The following is a 19,729-nucleotide window of genomic DNA, read 5'->3' as shown; positions in this document are numbered from 1 at the left end:
CAACACATAGTTTTAGCCGCAACTTTTACATAGTTAGGCTTATATTCAAAACCCCAGCTAAGCTGGGGTTTTTTATTCAATCTACTTTTCGAGAAACTGTAGGGGCAATAACGAGACTATAAAGCTTAAACTTGCGGCGCCTCAATTTTACTTCGTTCAAAGTTAATCCCTGTTAAAAATCCAAAAGCACCAAAAACAACCAAAGCAAAGCTATACAGGTCAAAGTGCACTAATGCATCATATGAATTGGAAAGCACAAGATACCCATAAAAAATTGTGACACATACCCGCATAGCAAGGCTCTTATGCGCAGTTGCCAGTGCAATCATTAAAAATATTAAAATAGGTAGCCAAATAATCAGCGCTAATGCGCCAGCGAACTGATCAAATAACGTCACGCTTACAATATTGACACCAAGCGTAATCAAGATGAGCAACAAACAAAGTGCGATGAGCAGAACAAGCATAACAACGTTGCAAATAATAAAGCGTTGCTTATTCACGTCGGTAAGCGATTTCGGCAGAGGCTCACCGCCTCCGGACAAATCTAACCATAGTGGAAACGTATACCAAGATGACTTGGGCTTTTCATTATCTACAAAAAGATGAGGAAACAAATTTTGCGCATATATGTGAGATATCAATACAAATACCGCAAACAGCAAAATACTTAGGACCGATGGAGACGACAGTAGGTGGTTGGTATAAAACAAAAGGCCAAGAACGCCCGATATAAAGCCGGTAATTAATGTAACCTTTACCGCGCTTTGCCTAAGCAAATTAGCGCCAGCTACAATGCATAAGATGCTAAAAATCGTATACAAGCTAATTGAGTGATAATTTGCTTCTAGCCACCAAACACCCATGCTAATGAGCACATAGGCAAGGCCATGGATTTTGTATTGCTGAGAGTTCATTGCCAGTACCAATCTAATTATATATACGGAAGCGATTCACTGGCGCGAATCAAACCTTTAATCCCTCGATACGTCACGAAAATACTGATCGCAATGCCTAGCGGAATAGCAATGATAATACCCGCAATAGTAATGTATAAGAGAATACACAACACCCATCCCCAAACGCTCAACCAAAAAGTACCTATGACTCTTTTGAAATGACTTCTTTCAACGTAAGAGTACTTATCCATTTGCAAGTAGCTCACAATAAGCCCGGCAATAGGAGCAAAAGGCATGAGCACCCAGCCACCTAAAAGGAGTCCCCATGCAATCAAAACAAAAGTTTTGCCTTCACTAGACTCGGCGGGTTTGTAGGATTCTGGACTAGTCGTACCTGACAAAATGAAACTCCTTTTTTTAATTGAATGACACGATGCTGAAAGTGATTTTTCAGTATATGGGAGTCTTAAAGGCTGTCAAGGAGGTTTCTTGATGGTTGGGTAAAACCACAAGTGAAAGTTTCATCTGTGTTTACCTGTCTTATGAGTATCAACGACCGCTAAGGTCACCTTTCCCACTTTGGCACTATAAACCATGCAAACAGTCACTCACATGTATCAATTCTTTTTAGCCTTTGCGTTGTTTTGTGGGATGCATTAGTGCCCCTAACTTTTATCGGTCACATCTCAATAGAGTTTCCGTGATCTGGCCGCTCATATTCTTTTGGCGGTAAAAGAGTATAAATACTGTTATGTTGATTTTAGTTATGGCACAAGAAAACGTATACTTGAGTGATTCAAGTAGGAATTTTCCGTATAAACAAGTATTTAAAGAGACAAACAAGACCTGCAACTATGGTGATTAGCACTATGGCGAACAGTGTTGTTTGTGAATAAACCAAAAGCATACTAGAAAGCACGATAATGACCCAAAGCAGCAGCAAAACAGCGATTTTAATATTGGCCGCAGGCGCATCGTCACGCATGAGTGTGCCTAAACAAACGCTACGGTGGGGGTCTCATACGCTATTACAACACAGTCTAGACCAAGCACTTGCAGCAAATGCAGACGAAACATTTGTGGTGTTAGGTGCACACTTTGAAGCGATTAAACCCCTTGTAGAGTGCACCGAGGCTCAAGTCTTATTCAACCCAAACTGGCAACAGGGAATGGGTGCGTCTATCGCGTTTGGTATTGAGCGCATTCAAACCCAAGGGTACACGCAAGCGTTAATCATGCTGTGTGACCAACCATCTATCGATACCCGTTATTTAAACCGCATGATTGATGCGCACGCCGAGCTACAAAGCACCGTTGCAACACAATACGACGATGACCACGTAGGCGTGCCTGCGATGTTTGACCAGTTGATGTTCGCAACTTTAATGCAATTAAACGAAGACAAAGGGGCTAAAAAGTTATTAAACAGTCCTAACGTTGAAGTTAAAACGCTTAAACCTTCTACCCCTTTATTTGATATCGATACACCGAACGACTATCGTCGTTATAAGCCCCTTTAAGTGCGTTGTGGCTGAATAGGCAAACTGCGATAACGTTTACCCGATGCTTGATAAATCGCGTTGATCAACGCCGGCGCAAACGGTGCCATGCCCGGCTCGCCTAAACCGGTCGGCGCGGCATCTGACTCAATAAAATGCGTATGCACGTCTGGCATATCATTTATTCTCATCACTGGGTAATCATTAAAATTACCGTTTACCACCGCGCCTTCCTTAAAGGTGATTTCACAGTACTTTGATAATGAAATACCCATTGCAACTGCACCTTCTTGCTGCGCTGCTGCGCCGTCTTTGTTCAATACCTGCCCGCAATCAAGCGCGGTATCAACACGTACAACCTCAAAGTCATCACCTTTCATACGTACATGCACGGCCATGGCTACGTAAGATTGAAAGCTATAATGCACGGCAATCCCTAAACCCTCTCCCTCGGGCAGAGACTTCCCAAAGCCTGACTTTTCTGCTGCCAGTGCAAGCACCGCTTTTGACCTGCGCACCTGTTCTTCTTGTTCAGGATTGGTGTTAGCGTCATAAATTCGATTTAACATCGTTAGCGTATCTACGCCTGCTTTTTCGGCTAGTTCATCGGCAAACACGCCATAACCAAGCCCCCAAAAAATCGCATATACCGCGCGGTACCAACCAATGCGAGTATGTGCAGGCGCTAAACCTGATTCACTGCGTAAATTCGCAATCCCAAACGGATGGTTTTCAATTTCACTAACCGCATTAGCAGGTGCAAATTGAATAGATGGGTCAAATAAAGTGTTAATGGACGGAAACGCAATTCGATGCAACCAGCCCGAAACATTACCCTCTTCATCGAGCGATGCCTCAATATACTGCGCACTGTTTGAATGATAATAGCCTGTTTTGGTGTCTTCTTCTCTGGTCCAGGTTAATTGAATAGGTGTTCCAACGGCTTTTGATATTGCGGCTGCTTCTTGGACATAATCGCATTTAAATTTGCGGCCAAATGCGCCACCACAAATCATCACGTTTACCTTGATACTTTTTTTATCCATACCCAAAAAGCCGGATAACACAGATTGGATGTCGTCTGGGCTTTGAGTGGATGCCCATACCTCGCAGTGATTATCGTGTACCGATACCACGCTCGCGTTTGGCTCCATTGGCGCATGTACTAAATGTCCTTCGGTATAGGTGGCAGATACCTTATGTTTTGCTCTATCAAAAGCGCTTTGTAAATCGCCACGCTCTGCTATTTTTTCTGCGGGCTTTTGGACATTTTCAACAAGTTGCTTCATGTACACGTCGGTGTCGTAACTGCCGTGCTCACCTTTATCCCATTCAACTTTAAGCTTTTGTACACCTTGTTGTGCCGACCAAGAATTGTTCGCTACAACCGCGACACCGCCAAGCGAACCAAACGGGACTTTTAAAGGCGCAACCTCCACCACCGCTGTCACACCCGACACTTTAAGCGCTTCGGTTTTATCAACAGATTTTAAGGTGCCTCCCATTACCGGACAGTGAACAATTGCCGCGTACTGCATACCTGGCACTTTTACATCCGCGCCATAGATTCTTTTCCCTTCAACGACCATGCCCACATCGTGACGCGGTAGACTTTTACCGATGTATTCGAAGTCTTCTTTGTTTTTTAAGCTAGGCGATTCTGGCACTGGCATATTGGCCGCTATGGCTACTAACTCACCATAGCTAAGCTTATTGTTGTTCTCATTATGGTAAACGTAATGTTGTTTGGCATAGCAGTTTTGTGGTGAGGTATTCCATACCTTTGCAGCTGCCGCAACCAACATTTCTCTGGCTGACGCGCCTGCCTGTCGCATTGGTTCATACATAGTGCGTATACTGGCAGAGCCGCCAGTTGCCTGAGAGCCATACTTATCTTGGTCTCCTTCAGCTTGCTCAACGCGTACCCGCGACCAATCGGCCTCCATCTCATCGGCCACTACAGAGGGCAACGCCGTACTAATGCCCTGCCCCATTTCACAGCGACCGCAGTAAATAAGTAAATCACCATTTTCTTGCAAATGAATAAACGCATTGGGGTTAAACTCTGTCGCCTTATCGCTAGATGCAGCTAATGACGACATGGGTAAAGAAACGCCAATAAATAAACCGCCAGCAGCGATGGCTGTTCCCTTTAAAAATTGACGCCGGTCTATTTCCAACCGGCCTAATGTGCTGGCCAACTCTTGTGCTTGTCTCTTTCTTTCTGCAACTAAAAAACCTTGGATATCAGGACGCATGACTAAACCTCCTTCGCCAGTTCATCGGCTGCAATATTAATAGCCTGCTTTATGCGTTGATAGGTACCACAACGACATATATTACCCTGCATCGCCGTCTCAATTTCTTTTTCGCTAGGGCTGGCATTAGTGGCCAACAAGCTCGCGGCGTTCATTATTTGCCCCGCCTGACAGTATCCACACTGAGGGACACCCACCTCTAGCCATGCTTTTTGTAAGGGATGATCGGCATTGTCTGACAGGCCTTCTATGGTGGTAATGCTGCGCCCTGCTAGCGCCCCCACTGGCATTACACAAGAGCGTGTTGCCTGACCATCAACATGTACAGTACACGCACCACAAAGTGCTTTTCCGCAACCAAATTTTGTACCCGTAAATTCTAAGCGGTCTCGAAGAAACCACAAAAGCGGCATATCTTCAGGAACGTCGATGTCGTATGACTTATTATTGATGGTGATTGTTTTTGACATGGTAAATCCCTTGCTTAACAGAAGGTAGATGATGTACTTGGTAGACTAACTCCATCACTGTCGCATTGCAATTATCTGGGGGGGGTGCTTTGTGTTTTAGGTGAATAGCTTTTGAGAGGTTCGTTTACTGTGTAAAAGTATTTGAAAAGCGAGTGTGCAGAAGCTTAATTACTCCAGTGGGGAGTTACGCATCGCTCGACATTAAAATCTTGGTGCTTGCACAGCTAGGGTAGATTTACTTTGTTCAGGTGCATGTATGCTGTTTTGGCGGTTATGGCAGAGTAGTGAGGGAAACAGGGGCGCTTTACTATTTACCGCATGCGCGAAAGCAAGAAATAATAGGGCTTTCTTTTGAATTTGGCGGAGAGAGAGGGATTCGAACCCTCGTTAGGTTTAACCCTAAACACACTTTCCAGGCGTGCGCCTTCAGCCACTCAGCCACCTCTCCGAAATTTTTTGCCGTTTACTGTGAGTGCGAGTAAACGGCGGCTATAGTAGGGAAAAGCTGGGGTTGTTTCAAGCATTGATTATGCAATAACCCATATTCGCTTGCCTTACGCGCCAATGTGTTCTTAGTTTTTCAAACTTGCCGCAAAATCGAGCATACGATTTAGCGGTATCATTGCTTTGGTGCGCAGGGCATCATCCACAAATATCTCTTTGCCAGTAGGTGAAAGCAACGCTTGATGCATAGCTTCTAAACCATTCATCGCCATCCATGGGCAATGTGCGCAGCTTTTGCACGTTGCGCCATTACCTGCGGTAGGTGCCTCTATAAAGGTCTTATTGGGCGCCAGTTGCTGCATTTTGTAAAAGATGCCCTTGTCGGTGGCAACAATAAAAGTCTCGTTAGGCATGCTCTGAGCGGCCTTAATCAGTTGCGACGTACTGCCTACCGCATCGGCCATGTCTACCACACTTGCTGGAGACTCAGGGTGTACCAAAATAGCGGCATCTGGATGCAGGTGCTTGGCAGTTTTTAACGCTTGCGATGAGAACTCGTCATGCACTATACATTCTCCGTTCCACATCAACATGTCTGCGCCGGTTTGCTTTTGGATATATGCACCCAAATGACGGTCAGGGCCCCAAATAATTTTTTTGCCTTGGCTGTCGAGATGCTCAACAATTTCAAGTGCAATAGATGAGGTAACCACCCAATCGGCACGCGCTTTGACCGCCGCGGAGGTGTTTGCATATACCACTACTGTGCGCTCGGGATGCGCGTCACAAAATTCGGTAAATTCTTTTTCAGGGCAACCTAAATCCAAAGAGCATGTCGCCTCTAGGGTTGGCATGATCACGGTTTTTTCGGGGCTGAGTATTTTAGCAGTCTCCCCCATGAACTTAACCCCGGCAACAATCAAGGTTTGCGCGCTATGATCTCTGCCAAAGCGAGCCATTTCGAGTGAGTCTGAGACGCACCCGCCGGTTTCTTCCGCTAAGGCTTGGATAACAGGGTCGGTGTAGTAGTGCGCAATAAGTGCAGCGTTTTTCGACACCAGCAGCGATTTAATTTGTTCGCGTAATTGCTCTGTGCGATCAAAAGTAAGTTTTTTAGGTTTTTCCGGAAACGGAAATGATATCGGCGCGACGCGCTCGGCTATAGTCATATTGAAGATTATATATTTCAAACGTTCGGGTATTATACGTTTGTGTCATCAAAACTTCATGGGTTTTTTAAGGATAGTTTTTGAGGGGGATGTTTTCTTGTGTGCTTATTGATGGTGGGTCGTGCTGGATTCGAACCAGCGACCAATTGATTAAAAGTCAACTGCTCTACCAACTGAGCTAACGACCCTCAATAAGTGTCCGTGCAAAGATGAAAAGATGGTGGGTCGTGCTGGATTCGAACCAGCGACCAATTGATTAAAAGTCAACTGCTCTACCAACTGAGCTAACGACCCATCAATGACTATCTGTTGCAACGGCGGCATATAATACTTAAATAGAACCTTGGTGCAACCTTTAAATGTCTTTTTTCGAATATAATTGTTTAATTGTGCGGAAACTATACAGCGCAACCTGGCCGAGGCTTAACCTTTGGCCAGTTCGCTACTAGACATATTCGCTGAAGTGCTATTGGGGTACTCAGCAATGACTTGTTCAAAGTATTGTCTGGCTAAATTAGCATTGCCCTGACTTTTTGCAATCATGCCAAGCTTGTGAAGAGAGTCTGGACGCTTTGGCGAATCGACAAAACGTTGAGCGACTTGCACAAACTGCGCTTTTGCAGCTTCCCAATCTTGGTTGTTGTATAACAACTGGCCAAGCCAATAATGTGCATTATCGGTCAATTGTGAATTAGGATAGTTGGTTAAAAATGCCTGAAAAGCCGGTACAGCGCTTTCGTAGTCATTTTCTTTTAATATGAGGTTAACAGCACTTTGATATGCTTCTTGTTCAGTCTGCGTGTTTGCAGGCCTTGTAGAAGGTGTTGTTGACGCACCCGCAGATAAATTTGTGTTGCCCGTGGAGACAACCGCTTGCCCTTGCAGGGACTCAAAACGACGATCTAGCTCTAAGAACAACTCTCGTTGACGCTCGAGTATTTTCTCTAACTGATGGTTATGCAGCTCAATCGATCCTCGAATACTATCAACATCAGACTGCAACATATCTAACTGCTGCTGCATGCGTTGTTGGGTATTTGAACGCGATTGTGAGATACGCTCAATCACCGCTACTCGACTCTCAAGATCAGAGGTTGTCACAACGCCCGTAGTGGGTGATGTAACGGATGTCGTAGTGTTTTGTTGCGTAACATCAACTACTGGCGCTTGCGCAAGGCAAGCACCAGAGATTGAAATTAAACCTAGAGTGAATACTAAGCTTTTCATCGATTATTGATAAACCACTACTGCACGACGGTTTTGAGCAAATGCATACTCAGAAGTACCGGTTACAGATGGTTTCTCTTCGCCGTAAGATACAACAGAGATTTGAGAAGCTGATACACCTTCGTTTTGGAAGAATGTTTCAACTGCTTTTGCACGACGCTCGCCAAGAGCGATGTTGTACTCAGGTGTACCGCGGCTGTCAGTGTGACCTTCGATAACAACTGTTTGCCCTGGGTTCTTAACTAAAAACTCAGCATGCTTTCTGAGTACTGGGAAGAACTCAGACTTGATAGTAGCGCGGTCAAAATCAAAATACACAGTTTGCTGTGACTCTAATTCTGCCTTTTCTTGCTCCATCATTTGTTGTGCACGTTGAAGTTGCTCAGCAGCAGCGGCTTCGGCTTGTGCGGCAGCAGCTTGTGCGGCAGCTTCAGCTTCTTGCTGTGCTTGTTGGGCAGCAGCGGCAGCAGCATTTTGGCGTTCAGCCTCCAACTCTTCGTCGCTAGGGCCAGATGAACATGCCATAAGAGTAATGGCAGGTAGCGCGATTAAAAGCGTTCTTAATTTTTTGTTAGTTAGCATGTAAAATCCTTAATTGTATTAAATTTATTATAATAAAAACGGTGACCAGCTTGGCGACTTCACCTGCCCTTCTGCTGCCGGTAAAAGCGCTTTAAATCTGCCATCCAATGAAACAAGCGATAACACCTGCTTGCCTTCATGTACTGTACTGTAAATAATCATACTGCCATTGGGCGCAATACTTGGTGACTCATCAAGGAATGTCTTGGTTAATACCAACATATTACCATTTTGCAGGTTCTGCCTAGCAATATGATAATCTCCTTGCGTCCTATTTACGACAACTAAATTCGTATTATCAGGCGTTATTGAGGCGCCAAGGTTCATTTCCCCTTCAAAGGTTAGCCTTCGAGCACGCTTAGTATCTAAATTTACTTGATATATCTGCGGTTTTCCACCCCGTTCTGAACTAAAAATCAAGGTTTTTCCGTCAGGCGCCCAACTTGGCTCTGTATCAATCGTCCGATTTCGGGTTATACGCTCAAGGTTTCTTGAGGCTAAGTCCATCACATAAATTTCTGGGTTGCCGTCTTTTGACAACACCATCGCGAGTTTTTTGCCATCCGGTGAAAATGCCGGCGAGCCATTAATACCTGGAAAATCAGTCACTAACGTGCGACGGGTGGTATAAATATCTTGAATGAAAATCTGTGATTTTTTATTTTCAAAAGATACGTACGCAAGTTGATTACCATCTGGAGACCAGGCAGGAGACATCAGTGGCTCTGGAGAAGACAACAAGCGCGTTTCGTTTTCACCATCGTAATCTGAGATCACTAACTGAAATGGCAGTGGATTGGTTTCTCTATCGCGAACGATCACATAGGCAATGCGGGTCAAAAACGCGCCGCGCTCGCCTATTAGTGATTCATAAACAATGTCGCTAATAATATGTGCATACTGCCTAAAATCCGCAGTGTTGATAATTTTCTCACGCGCTTCAACGATATGGTCTTTACTCAACACCAGTGCACCATTAACTAGCGACTTTGACTCTCCGCCCGTGGCTTGCGCTCGAAGCACATCGATTAACTGAAACGATACTTCGTATTGGCCATTTCCGCGCTCTTCAATGTTGCCGACTAATACCGTGTCAATGCCCTTTTCTGCCCATGCATCGTAATCTACTTCATCGTCTTGTGTAGGAAATTGCGGCATATCAGACATTTTCATGGGGTTAAACTTACCGCTGCGCAATAAGTTATTGGTAATCACATCTGAAATATCTTCAGGTAATACCGTCGCACCATTCCACCTGAAGGGTACAACGGCTATTGGGCGTGCATTGCTCACCCCCTCGGTAATGACAATCTCTATTTTTGCCTGCGTTGCCACCGCGCTTAATACAAGCACAGTCACCAACACACTTTTCACTACACTCTTTAGACTCATTGAGACTCCGGCCTTACAGTAATATTAAAATCTTTAAATTCAGCAAACACTGCTGGGTCTTTCGATACTGGCAAGGTGTCGGGTCGTAACACCGCCGCCCGAGATGCCCTGCACAGTGCATCGTTGCCATCCAAAATGCGCACATCTATCACTAAGCCATTAGGTGCTAAGCGCACATTTAAGCGACATGTGCGACCAATAAAACTGTCAAAATCGAACAGGTTTTGGACAATGGTTTGATGTACCAACGCTTGATACTTTTCAACCTCACTCATCACACGTCTTTGATTCGCTGCAGATCGCGCAGCTTGCTCTTGCTCTAGCTGCTGGGCAATCTCGCGCTCTAAGGCTTCTTTGCGCTTGTTTTCTTCTTCTATGCGACGCTGAATTTCTTGCTCTCGCTGGCGCTGCTCTTCAAGGGTGCGCTGGCGTTCTTGCTCACGTTTTCGCGCTTCTTCTTGCTCTTTCTTTTTGCGCGCATCGGCCGCTTTTTTGATTCGTTCACGTTCAGCGGCTTGTTCACGCTCACGCTGTTCGCGTTTTTCTCTTTCTTGTTGTCGTGCTTGCGCTTCTGCTTGCTCTTGCTTGCGCTTTTGGTCCGCAATGGCCTGCGCATCAATGAACACCGCTTGGATAGGCTGAGACGGCGCCGATGCTGCAACCGCTGGCTTGCGGCCAAAATCAACCGACACTAACAGCGCCACCAACAACGCTGAGTGAAGTCCAAGTGATATGAGAATCGCCTTTTTACTTTGCATAATTAGGTAGCGTTAGGGTCCGTCATCAAACCAACTGAACTGGCGCCAGAATTTTGCAATAGCACCATCAAATCAATCACTTTTTCATAACTAATATTTCTGTCACCATTTACCACTACTGGAATCGTCGGGTCGGCCTGTAAGCGAGAGCGCACCAGCGCCGCAACCGCATTTGCGCCTATGGGTTGGTCAGGATTGTCGCCCACATTAAGATAGTACTGACCCTGTGCGTCTATCGACACAATCATGATAATTTCTTCTTCGGTTTCTAGGGTTTGCGCATTAGCTTTAGGCAAATCTACATTTACGCCTTGCGCAATAACCGAGGCGGTTGCCATGAATATGATAAGTAGCACTAACATCACATCGATGTAGGGTACAACGTTCATTTCAGAAACCGGGCGACGTCTGCGTCTTTGATACATAGCCTATCCTCTGCTCGCTAGACTTTGGCGATGCAAGATAGCAGAAAACTCTTCCATGAAATTGCCGTATGCATTTTCAATTTTTTCCACTTTCGTGGTGAAACGGTTGTAGGCAACATAAGCAGGAATGGCAGCAAAAAGACCAATTGCCGTGGCAATCAAGGCTTCAGCAATACCTGGCGCAACCATTTGTAAGGTGGCTTGTTTAACTTGCCCTAGTGCAATAAAGGCGGTCATGATGCCGTATACCGTTCCAAGTAAACCAATGTAGGGGGAAATCGAACCCACTGTCGCCAGATACGGCAAACGTGTCTCTAACTCATCTACCTCGCGAGACATAGACACACGCATTGCTCGATAGGTGCTATCGGTAATGGATTCTGGTGCAACTCCAGGTGTTTTACGCATCCTGACATATTCTTTAAAACCAGAACAAAATATGAGGGAGCATCCAAATAAGCCTTCCCTTTGCGAAAGCTCACCATAAAGTTTATTTAGGTCCGCTCCCGACCAAAACGAATCTTCAAATTCTCTTAGCTCTTGCTGGGCTGATTTTAATGCCGAGTTGCGCTGAAAAATATACGCCCAGCTAGACACCGACATACCTAACAACAATAACATGATAAATTGAACTACAAGACTTGCTTCCAGCACTAAGCTGGCGATTGACATATCATTTGTCACTACGCATTTCCCTCAAAAGGTTAGATGGGATCGGACAAGGCGTTTTTTTGCGGGTATCTACGCACCCTACTTTTACCTTTGCCTCGACCAAACATTCTTTTTTATTATTATATACCGCTTGGTTAAACATTATGCTCACACGCTTTATTATAGTCGGCTCACAGCTTACTGTTAGCACATCGTCGAGCACAGCGCTTTTGTGGTAGACAATATTGAGTTCTTTGACGACAAAAGCAATGGATTGTTCCAATAAATTTACTTGATCTGCTCCTAGCTGCCTCACCCAATCAGAACGCGCTCTTTCGAAGTATTTTAGGTAGTTAGCGTAGTAAACAATGCCGCCTGCATCGGTGTCTTCATAATAAACGCGTATTTTCTTATCAAATTTTTTCATGGGAAATTGTTATTTTTTATAAGTAATTTGTAAAAAAATTGCTAAGCACCCATTTAAATATACAAACCATCAAATACAGATCAATTTAAAGCATGAATTTTATTAATGCGAAACCAAAATTTAATTCAATTGCCTAGCGATGAAAAACTCGTATGATACGCACCATATCGATGCGATGCAGAGTTTGTTTCGTGTTTTATGGATCCCTTCCGTTGATTATTTTAGCCCGCACTCGTTGCGGGCTTTTTTTTGCTTTTAATCCAGCAATATTTTATTTTTTCACTTCAAAACCAAGATGCGCATATGCATGCTCAGTTGCAATACGTCCGCGAGGTGTGCGCTGTAAAAAGCCTTGCTGAATCAAAAACGGCTCTATCACATCTTCGATGGTTTCTTTTTCTTCACCAATGGCAGCTGCCACATTCTCTAAACCTACTGGGCCACCGCCAAATTTTTCAATAATGGCAAGCAGTAACTTTCGGTCCATAAAATCAAAACCTTGCTTGTCGACATCGAGCATATTAAGAGCACTGGAAGCTACCTCTGCATTGATGCAACCGTCCGACTTCACTTCAGCAAAGTCACGTACTCTGCGCAGCAATCGATTAGCAATTCTTGGGGTACCGCGGCTACGCTTAGCAATTTCATAAGCGCCCGCTTCTTGCATTTCTAAGTTGAGGTAACTAGCGCTGCGAGCAACGATATTAGTTAAATCTTTTACGTTGTAAAATTCGAGGCGCTGAACAATGCCAAAACGGTCTCTTAAAGGCGAGGTCAGCGAGCCGGCGCGAGTGGTTGCGCCAATCAGGGTAAATGGCGGCAACTCGAGTTTAATCGAGCGTGCAGCAGGCCCTTCTCCTATCATAATATCAAGCTGATAGTCTTCCATCGCTGGATAGAGCACTTCTTCAACAACGGGGCTCAAACGATGAATTTCGTCGATAAACAAAACATCATTTTCTTCTAGATTAGTTAATAACGCGGCTAAATCACCGGCTTTTTCTAGCACAGGACCCGATGTAGTTTTAATGCTCACATTCATTTCGTTGGCGACAATGTTGGCAAGCGTGGTCTTACCTAGACCCGGTGGACCGAATATCAATAAATGGTCTAGGGCCTCTTCGCGTTTGCGTGCGGCCTGGATGAAAATTTCCATTTGCTCACACACATGGTCTTGCCCTGCATAATCAGCAAGCATCTTCGGGCGAATGGCGCGATCAACGGCTTCATCTTCGTTTTGTGCGGTGGGTTCTATAATCCGATCTGCTTCTATCATAGGTCTCTCAATTTGTGCCACTACACCATAGACTTAAGTGCATCGCGGATCAATTGTTCACTGCTAGCATCTTCATTAAATATCGCTTTAATCGATTGCTCTGCCTGTACACGTTTGTATCCAAGCGCTACTAATGCACTGATGGCTTCATCTTTTGCCGACGCAGTGGGCATTAAAACCGGCGCTTGAGTTTGATCAGACACAGGGGCTGATAGCTGAGCGGCGCTCATTGGCGCATCAATATCATTGAGCTTGTCTTTGAGCTCCACTACTAATCTTTCTGCGGTTTTCTTTCCTACGCCAGGCATTTTCACTAGCGCAGTGATATCCTCATGCATCACGCTATGTATAAATTGAGATGCTGACATACCCGATAAAATGGTACACGCTAGTTTGGGGCCTACACCGTTGGCTTTAATCAGCACACGGAACAAGCTTCGCTCGCTGCGTTCAATAAAACCAAATAACAGTTGGGCGTCTTCACGCACCACAAAGTGGGTAAATAAGCTCACTTGAGCCCCCACATCGGGCAGTTGATAAAAGCTTGTCATAGGAAGCTGTATTTCATAGCCCACACCGTTTACGTCTAGCAAAATATCAGGTGGAAGCTTTTCTGTAATCGTACCGCGAAGTGAACCAATCATATTATTATTATCATGTTGTGACGATTAAAATGTAGGCTCGCGTCGTTTTAGCGCAACCGACGACGAACCGTTTTTGTTGCCTGCCCCGCCATGCGCACCAAGCTCTGCTCAGTATGCAAGTGACACAAGGCAACTGCAAGTGCATCTGCTGCATCTGCTTGCGGTGTTTTGCTCAGTTTTAACAGATGCGTGACCATATGCTGCACTTGTACTTTATCTGCAGCCCCCTTGCCCACTACCGACTGCTTGATTTGTCGGGCGGAATATTCGGCAACGGGCAATTCATTCGTTGTCGCCGCCACAATAGCCGCCCCGCGCGCTTGACCGAGCTTGAGCGCCGAATCAGGGTTCTTTGCCATAAATACTTGTTCAATCGCAAATTCGCTAGGAGAGAACTGGCGAATAATTTCACTGACTCCGGTAAATACATTGTGTAAGCGCACCGACATTTTTTCATCTTCGACTCGAATGCATCCGCTTGCAAGATAGACAGCCTTATTGGCCACTACCTTAATTAGACCATAACCTGTGATGCGTGAGCCGGGATCAATGCCAAGAATAATCTTCATACATTAAATGCTCACAAGACGCTCGGGACATATTTTTCTATGGCCAAACGATTGGATTCAGACCACGCACGAGCGATAGCGTCTGACTTACTCATCCATTGGTAACTAAGGTGTTCGGTCAAGGTAATGGTGTGGTTACTGCTGACCTTTGCGCAAAAGACATGTTCGTCGTTGTAAACCGTGCCTTCAGGGTAGCGATGAAGCCACTGCTTGCGAATGCGGTATTGATTAATTTGCCGACAATCTACTATCTGATGCTTGGCAAACTCTAATATTAAGCCCGTCTCTTCTGCGACCTCACGATAAGCAGTTTGAATAGGGGTTTCGCCTGCTTCAATCGTGCCGGTGACCGATTGCCAGAAGTCAGCGTCGTCATCACGTTGCAATAGTAAGACTTGCGCATCTTCACTATAAAGCACCACGAGCACTGACTCTGGACGTTTTAAGGTCATATTATGCTTGTTTTTCCTGAATGGTCGCTATCGCAAGCTCTTTAAGCTGATCAGGGTTTGCCTTTCCTGGCGCACCGGTTAATGGACATGCCGCGGTCGTCGTTTTAGGGAAGGCCATCACGTCGCGAATAGAATCTGCACCGAGCATTAACATCACTAAACGGTCGAGGCCAAATGCCAAACCTGCATGGGGAGGTGTACCGTATTTTAATGCTTCTAATAAGAAGCCAAATTTTTGCTGGGCTTCTTCTTTGCTAATACCTAGCAGTTCAAATACCAAGGACTGCATTTTCATATCGTGGATACGCACCGAACCGCCGCCAAGCTCTACGCCATTTAGGACCATATCGTAGGCGTTAGATAAGGCCTCTGTAGGATTGTTTTTCAAAGCATCTAGACTGCTATCTCGCGGCGCGGTGAACGGGTGATGCAGTGCGTGCAATTGCCCATCGGCCTCTTCAAACATGGGGAAGTCAACCACCCATAGCGGCTTCCACTCGCCTTGCAGTAGGTCAAAGTCTTTGCCCAGTTTTAAACGCAGAGCGCCAAGGGCTTCTGTGACGACATTGTAGGTATCTGCACCAAAAAATAAGATATCACCGTCTTTTGCCTGAGTGGCCTTAAGGAGCTTATCGACGGCCTCGGCGTTAAAGAACTTAAGCACGGGCGACTGCAAGCCTTCAATGCCTTTAGCTACTTCGTTCACCTTCATCCAAGCAAGGCCTTTAGCCCCATAAATACCTACAAACTCACCGTATTGGTCAATTTGCTTACGCGATAAACTTGCGCCGCCTGGCACACAAATGACCGATACGCGTCCGTTTGCATCATTTGCTGGGCCGCTAAACACTTTAAACTCAATGTCTTTGACAATATCAGCCACATCGACAATTTCCAGTGGGTTACGTAAATCGGGCTTGTCGGAGCCATAACGTTGCATAGCCTCTGCGTAGCTCATGACAGGGAAGTCTCCTAAATCCACATCAAGCATTTGTGTAAACAAACTGCGGATAAGACCTTCAGTGATTTTCATCACGCTATCGGCATCTAAAAACGAGGTTTCAATATCAATTTGGGTGAATTCTGGTTGGCGGTCTGCACGCAAATCTTCATCGCGGAAGCATTTTACGATTTGATAATACTTGTCCATGCCACTCATCATCAACAATTGTTTAAACAGTTGCGGAGACTGTGGCAAAGCAAAAAACTCACCTTTGTGCGTGCGACTGGGAACAAGATAATCTCTAGCGCCCTCTGGCGTTGCTGCGGTGAGAATAGGCGTTTCGATATCTAAAAAGTCGTTATCTTCTAAGTAACGTCTCACCGCACCTGTGACTTTGCTACGAAACACTAAGCGGTTAGTCATCAATGGGCGACGTAAATCTAAATAGCGATACTTAAGACGTTGCTCTTCGCTGTTTTCTTGATTCCAATCCAGCGGCAAGGCAGGTGCGCTATTGATAATAGTGACTTCTTTACCTAATAACTCTACTTCGCCGGTGCGCATATCGGCATTGATTTGACTCTCTGGGCGCGCTCTAACTAGCCCAACAAGTTCAATACAAAATTCATTACGCAGCTGTGATGCAGTGGCAAAGGCAGCTTCTGTGTCTGGGTCGATGACTACTTGTAAAATACCTTCTCTGTCGCGTAAATCGATAAAAATAACGCCACCTAAATCACGACGTTTATTTACCCACCCCTTCAGAGTGACGGTTTGTCCAATGTATTGTTTATCTATTCTTCCACAGTAGTCGGTGCGCATTATCAGCCTATAAATTACTTGCTTGCCGCGATGGCGAGATGTTGATTGATTGAAGCGCGCTATTATAGACCAAAGGTAGGCAATGCAAAACGCCTAGAGGGCTATTAATTCACTTAATCGGCGATATATAACTAGTTGTTGTCGCTAGCGAAGCAAATCACGTGTTCAATCGACAAACGAATACCAAAAGACTCACCGATTTGGTGGTTGTGATGACTCGGGGCTAAGCAAAGCACTTCTTCGTTAAAATTTGGCAGGTTTAAGCGATACAAAATATGCGCCCCACGAAACCGTCGATCGGTCACTGTCGCCTTCAAAGGGCTGCTATCTTGATGCAATATATCGTCAGGTCGCACCAATACGTCTACACGCTGATTTTCAACAAAGTTGTGGCTGTGGGTTAATGCCAGTCTGCCTAATTGGGTGTTTACATACCACTGATCTTGATGCATAACTTCACCGGAAATAAAGGTACTCTCTCCAATAAAGTTAGCCACAAAACGCGTGCTAGGTTGATGATACAACGCATAGGCCGAGTCCCACTGTTGGCATTTATGCTCCGCGAAAATGCCGATTTTATCGGCCATGGCAAAAGCTTCGTTTTGGTCGTGGGTAACGAGCAGTGAGGTAATGCCTAAGCGCTTGATAAGCGCTCTTACATCTACCGCTACACGCTCTCGCAGCTGCGGATCTAAACTAGAAAACGGCTCATCTAACAGCAGCAGTCTTGGTTTAGGCGCTACCGCTCTTGCAATGGCCGCGCGCTGCTGTTGGCCGCCCGAAAGCTCATGGGGATATACATGCAGGTAATCTTCTAAGCCCACTAATAAAAGGTGCTCAGTGGCCACCTGTGTACGCTGTGCTTTTGGTAGTTTGTGTAGACCATACTCTACATTTTTAAGCACACTCATGTGTGGAAATAGCGCAAAATCTTGAAACACTACCCCCACACCTCTGGCATCTGGCGCTAAATTAGTTTGCGTATCGTTGACGCACACTCTGTCAATCAGAATGCGCCCACTTTGCGCCGGATGAAACCCCGCAATCGCTTGTAAAAGCGTTGTTTTACCGCATCCTGAAGGCCCTAAAATGCAGCCTATCTCACCCGTTTCTAACTGCAAGTCAACTTGCTTAAGAACCTCTATCGTTCCATAAGCCAAAGAGAGATGTTCAAGAGTCAGCATGTTTATACATTCGCCTTATTCAGTTGTCGGGTTAATAACACCACGGGGATGAGCCCAACCAATACAATGGTAATGGCGGGTAGCGCAGCATCAATCAAGCGTTCGTCAGAAGCAAGTTCATATGCTCTTACTGCTAATGTATTGAAGTTAAATGGGCGCAGCACCAAGGTAGCTGGCAGCTCTTTGAGAATATCTACAAACACCAATAAAGTGGCACTGATTAAACTGGCCGATAACAGCGGGATTTGAATTTTGCCCAAAAGCCTTTTGTAGCTTGGGCTTAAACTTAAAGCTGCTTGATCAAGCTTTTGCGGCACGCGCATAAAACCGGTTTCAGTATTTTGTAGGGCAACACTGATAAAGCGAACGGCGTAGGCAAAAATCAGAATCATCATGCCCCCAGAAATAATCAGCCCAGGGCGATAGTCAAACCATGCTTGGGTAAACTGATTGATTTGACGGTCTGTCCAGCCTGCCAGTATTAATACGCCCACTGCAATCACAATGCCTGGCAATGCATAGCCTAAGCTAAGGGCCTGTTCAACGGTTTTCATCGGCATTTTTGAGGGCTGCTGCTCATTGAGTCGTTTGCTATAAGACACAACAACAGCGAACAATACGATAATACCAGCGCCAAGGGCCGCCAAACTTAATGAGTTTTGAATCAGCGTGATAAAGTCGCCTAAATCACCCACCGTTGCATATTCAATACTCCAAATAGCCAGTTGTATGAAGGGAATGATAAAGCCAAATATTGCTGGAATTAAACACAATGCAAAAACACCTAAACCTATTACACCCGGTAATTTTACAGGACTGATGGATTTTGCCTGTCTAGACTGATAACGAGCGGCGTCTTTACGACTGTGCTTTTCGAGTACCAACAACACCAGCACAAACACGCAAAGCACAGTAGATAATTGCGCCGCACCTTGTAAGCTCCCCATACCAAACCACGTTCTAAAAATGCCCGTGCTGAAAGTGCTGATGCCAAAATAGGCAACCGTGCCATAATCCGCTAGCGCCTCCATCATCGCCAAAGACGCCCCAGTTAAAATAGCCGGACGAGCAAGTGGTAGCGACACATGTTTAATATGTTGCAAGCGCGTGTAACCGGCTAGCTCACTGACCTTGTTAAAGCTATAGGATTGTTCGGCAAAGGCGCTTCGCGCGAGAATGTACACATAGGGATAGAGCACAAGAATCATCATCACTATCGCGCCAGATAAAGACCGAATATCCCAAAACCAATAGTCGTTTCTTGACCAGCCAAAGGTCTCACGCAAGGCGGTTTGAATTGGCCCGCTAAAATCAAGCAGGCCAGTGTAGGTGTAGGCAATGATATAGGCAGGCATAGCCAGCGGCAGCATAAGCAACCAGCTCAAAACACCCTTGCCCCAAAAGCGATAGTTAACCATGATGTAGGCAAGATAGGTCCCAATCACAATGGCGCCAAGACCAACACCTCCAGCCAAAACTAGGCTATTAAAGACGTATTCTGTAAATACTGTATCGAGAAGATGTGTCCACAGTTGAGTATCGATTGAAAATACGCTAGCGGCAACAATTATGAGGGGCATAACAACAACCGCCGCCAAAAGGCAGACCGCTGTTGCTAGGCCAGTTCTCGCATTCATT

At 45.4% G+C, this 19,729-nt stretch carries 20 protein-coding genes and 3 tRNA genes; 1 reads left to right on the top strand and 22 read right to left on the bottom strand.

Features of this window, described 5'->3' with window-relative positions:
• Window positions 1–125 precede the first annotated feature (125 nt).
• Together KJ365_RS04040 and KJ365_RS04035 are read right to left on the bottom strand one after the other, a co-directional pair.
• Complete coding sequence (locus KJ365_RS04040) at window positions 126–917, bottom strand: hypothetical protein (RefSeq protein WP_214450353.1); 792 nt, start codon at window positions 915–917, stop codon at window positions 126–128.
• 17 nt (window positions 918–934) lie between these two features.
• On the bottom strand, window positions 935–1,300 hold the full coding sequence (locus KJ365_RS04035; protein ID WP_214450352.1) for a hypothetical protein: 366 nt from the start codon (window positions 1,298–1,300) through the stop codon (window positions 935–937).
• A 522-nt stretch (window positions 1,301–1,822) separates the two neighbouring features.
• Between KJ365_RS04035 and KJ365_RS04030 the strand changes: the two genes are divergently transcribed.
• On the top strand, window positions 1,823–2,419 hold the full coding sequence (locus KJ365_RS04030; RefSeq protein WP_214450351.1) for a nucleotidyltransferase family protein: 597 nt from the start codon (window positions 1,823–1,825) through the stop codon (window positions 2,417–2,419).
• On the opposite strand, the gene KJ365_RS04025 is transcribed toward KJ365_RS04030, so the two are convergent.
• The 20 genes from KJ365_RS04025 to KJ365_RS03930 all read right to left on the bottom strand — a co-directional run bounded on the left by KJ365_RS04025 (window position 2,416) and on the right by KJ365_RS03930 (window position 19,671).
• Window positions 2,416–4,656, bottom strand: a complete 2,241-nt coding sequence (locus KJ365_RS04025; RefSeq protein ID WP_214450350.1) for a xanthine dehydrogenase family protein molybdopterin-binding subunit — start codon at window positions 4,654–4,656, stop codon at window positions 2,416–2,418. The genes KJ365_RS04030 and KJ365_RS04025 overlap by 4 nt on opposite strands.
• Before the next feature lie 2 nt (window positions 4,657–4,658).
• Window positions 4,659–5,126 carry a (2Fe-2S)-binding protein gene (locus KJ365_RS04020; protein ID WP_214450349.1) on the bottom strand — a complete coding sequence of 156 codons (468 nt, stop codon included), beginning with the start codon at window positions 5,124–5,126 and terminating at the stop codon, window positions 4,659–4,661.
• 358 nt (window positions 5,127–5,484) lie between these two features.
• Window positions 5,485–5,574, bottom strand: a tRNA-Ser gene (locus KJ365_RS04015).
• A gap of 124 nt (window positions 5,575–5,698) precedes the next feature.
• Window positions 5,699–6,739, bottom strand: coding sequence for a quinolinate synthase NadA (gene nadA / locus KJ365_RS04010; RefSeq protein WP_214450348.1), 1,041 nt, complete (start codon window positions 6,737–6,739; stop codon window positions 5,699–5,701).
• A gap of 112 nt (window positions 6,740–6,851) precedes the next feature.
• Window positions 6,852–6,927: transfer RNA gene (locus tag KJ365_RS04005), tRNA-Lys, on the bottom strand.
• Window positions 6,928–6,957: 30 nt separating this feature from the next.
• A tRNA-Lys gene (locus KJ365_RS04000) sits at window positions 6,958–7,033 on the bottom strand.
• A gap of 129 nt (window positions 7,034–7,162) precedes the next feature.
• Window positions 7,163–7,966 (bottom strand): tol-pal system protein YbgF, encoded by an 804-nt coding sequence (gene ybgF / locus KJ365_RS03995; protein ID WP_214450346.1) that lies wholly within the window; start codon window positions 7,964–7,966, stop codon window positions 7,163–7,165.
• Between the two features lie 3 nt (window positions 7,967–7,969).
• Window positions 7,970–8,548 (bottom strand): peptidoglycan-associated lipoprotein Pal, encoded by a 579-nt coding sequence (gene pal / locus KJ365_RS03990; protein ID WP_214450345.1) that lies wholly within the window; start codon window positions 8,546–8,548, stop codon window positions 7,970–7,972.
• A gap of 27 nt (window positions 8,549–8,575) precedes the next feature.
• Window positions 8,576–9,940, bottom strand: a complete 1,365-nt coding sequence (tolB, locus tag KJ365_RS03985; RefSeq protein WP_214450344.1) for a Tol-Pal system beta propeller repeat protein TolB — start codon at window positions 9,938–9,940, stop codon at window positions 8,576–8,578.
• Window positions 9,937–10,698 carry a cell envelope integrity protein TolA gene (gene tolA / locus KJ365_RS03980; protein ID WP_214450343.1) on the bottom strand — a complete coding sequence of 254 codons (762 nt, stop codon included), beginning with the start codon at window positions 10,696–10,698 and terminating at the stop codon, window positions 9,937–9,939. Before tolA ends, tolB begins: the two co-directional genes overlap by 4 nt.
• A 2-nt stretch (window positions 10,699–10,700) precedes the next feature.
• A complete protein-coding gene (gene tolR / locus KJ365_RS03975; protein ID WP_214450342.1) occupies window positions 10,701–11,123 on the bottom strand; it encodes a protein TolR in 423 nt (140 codons plus the stop codon).
• Between the two features lie 3 nt (window positions 11,124–11,126).
• Window positions 11,127–11,795, bottom strand: a complete 669-nt coding sequence (gene tolQ, locus KJ365_RS03970) for a protein TolQ (RefSeq protein ID WP_250884018.1) — start codon at window positions 11,793–11,795, stop codon at window positions 11,127–11,129.
• A 1-nt stretch (window position 11,796) separates the two neighbouring features.
• Window positions 11,797–12,201, bottom strand: a complete 405-nt coding sequence (ybgC, locus tag KJ365_RS03965) for a tol-pal system-associated acyl-CoA thioesterase (RefSeq protein WP_214450340.1) — start codon at window positions 12,199–12,201, stop codon at window positions 11,797–11,799.
• A 271-nt stretch (window positions 12,202–12,472) separates the two neighbouring features.
• Window positions 12,473–13,477 carry a Holliday junction branch migration DNA helicase RuvB gene (gene ruvB / locus KJ365_RS03960; protein WP_214450339.1) on the bottom strand — a complete coding sequence of 335 codons (1,005 nt, stop codon included), beginning with the start codon at window positions 13,475–13,477 and terminating at the stop codon, window positions 12,473–12,475.
• A 20-nt stretch (window positions 13,478–13,497) separates the two neighbouring features.
• Window positions 13,498–14,121: a Holliday junction branch migration protein RuvA gene (gene ruvA, locus KJ365_RS03955; RefSeq protein WP_214450338.1), complete on the bottom strand. Its 624-nt coding sequence runs from the start codon at window positions 14,119–14,121 to the stop codon at window positions 13,498–13,500.
• Window positions 14,122–14,168: 47 nt separating this feature from the next.
• Window positions 14,169–14,690, bottom strand: coding sequence for a crossover junction endodeoxyribonuclease RuvC (gene ruvC / locus KJ365_RS03950; protein ID WP_214450337.1), 522 nt, complete (start codon window positions 14,688–14,690; stop codon window positions 14,169–14,171).
• An 11-nt stretch (window positions 14,691–14,701) separates the two neighbouring features.
• Window positions 14,702–15,142, bottom strand: coding sequence for a dihydroneopterin triphosphate diphosphatase (gene nudB / locus KJ365_RS03945; RefSeq protein WP_214450336.1), 441 nt, complete (start codon window positions 15,140–15,142; stop codon window positions 14,702–14,704).
• A 1-nt stretch (window position 15,143) separates the two neighbouring features.
• Complete coding sequence (aspS, locus tag KJ365_RS03940) at window positions 15,144–16,907, bottom strand: aspartate--tRNA ligase (protein WP_214450335.1); 1,764 nt, start codon at window positions 16,905–16,907, stop codon at window positions 15,144–15,146.
• 131 nt (window positions 16,908–17,038) lie between these two features.
• Window positions 17,039–18,091 carry an ABC transporter ATP-binding protein gene (locus tag KJ365_RS03935; RefSeq protein WP_214450334.1) on the bottom strand — a complete coding sequence of 351 codons (1,053 nt, stop codon included), beginning with the start codon at window positions 18,089–18,091 and terminating at the stop codon, window positions 17,039–17,041.
• A gap of 2 nt (window positions 18,092–18,093) precedes the next feature.
• Window positions 18,094–19,671, bottom strand: a complete 1,578-nt coding sequence (locus KJ365_RS03930; protein WP_214450333.1) for an ABC transporter permease — start codon at window positions 19,669–19,671, stop codon at window positions 18,094–18,096.
• Window positions 19,672–19,729 lie beyond the last annotated feature (58 nt).

It is taken from the genome of Glaciecola sp. XM2 (assembly GCF_018595715.1).
Lineage (GTDB): Bacteria > Pseudomonadota > Gammaproteobacteria > Enterobacterales > Alteromonadaceae > Glaciecola.
The sequence above is the reverse complement of the archived record's forward strand: the minus strand, read 5'-3'. Positions and strand labels throughout refer to the sequence as shown.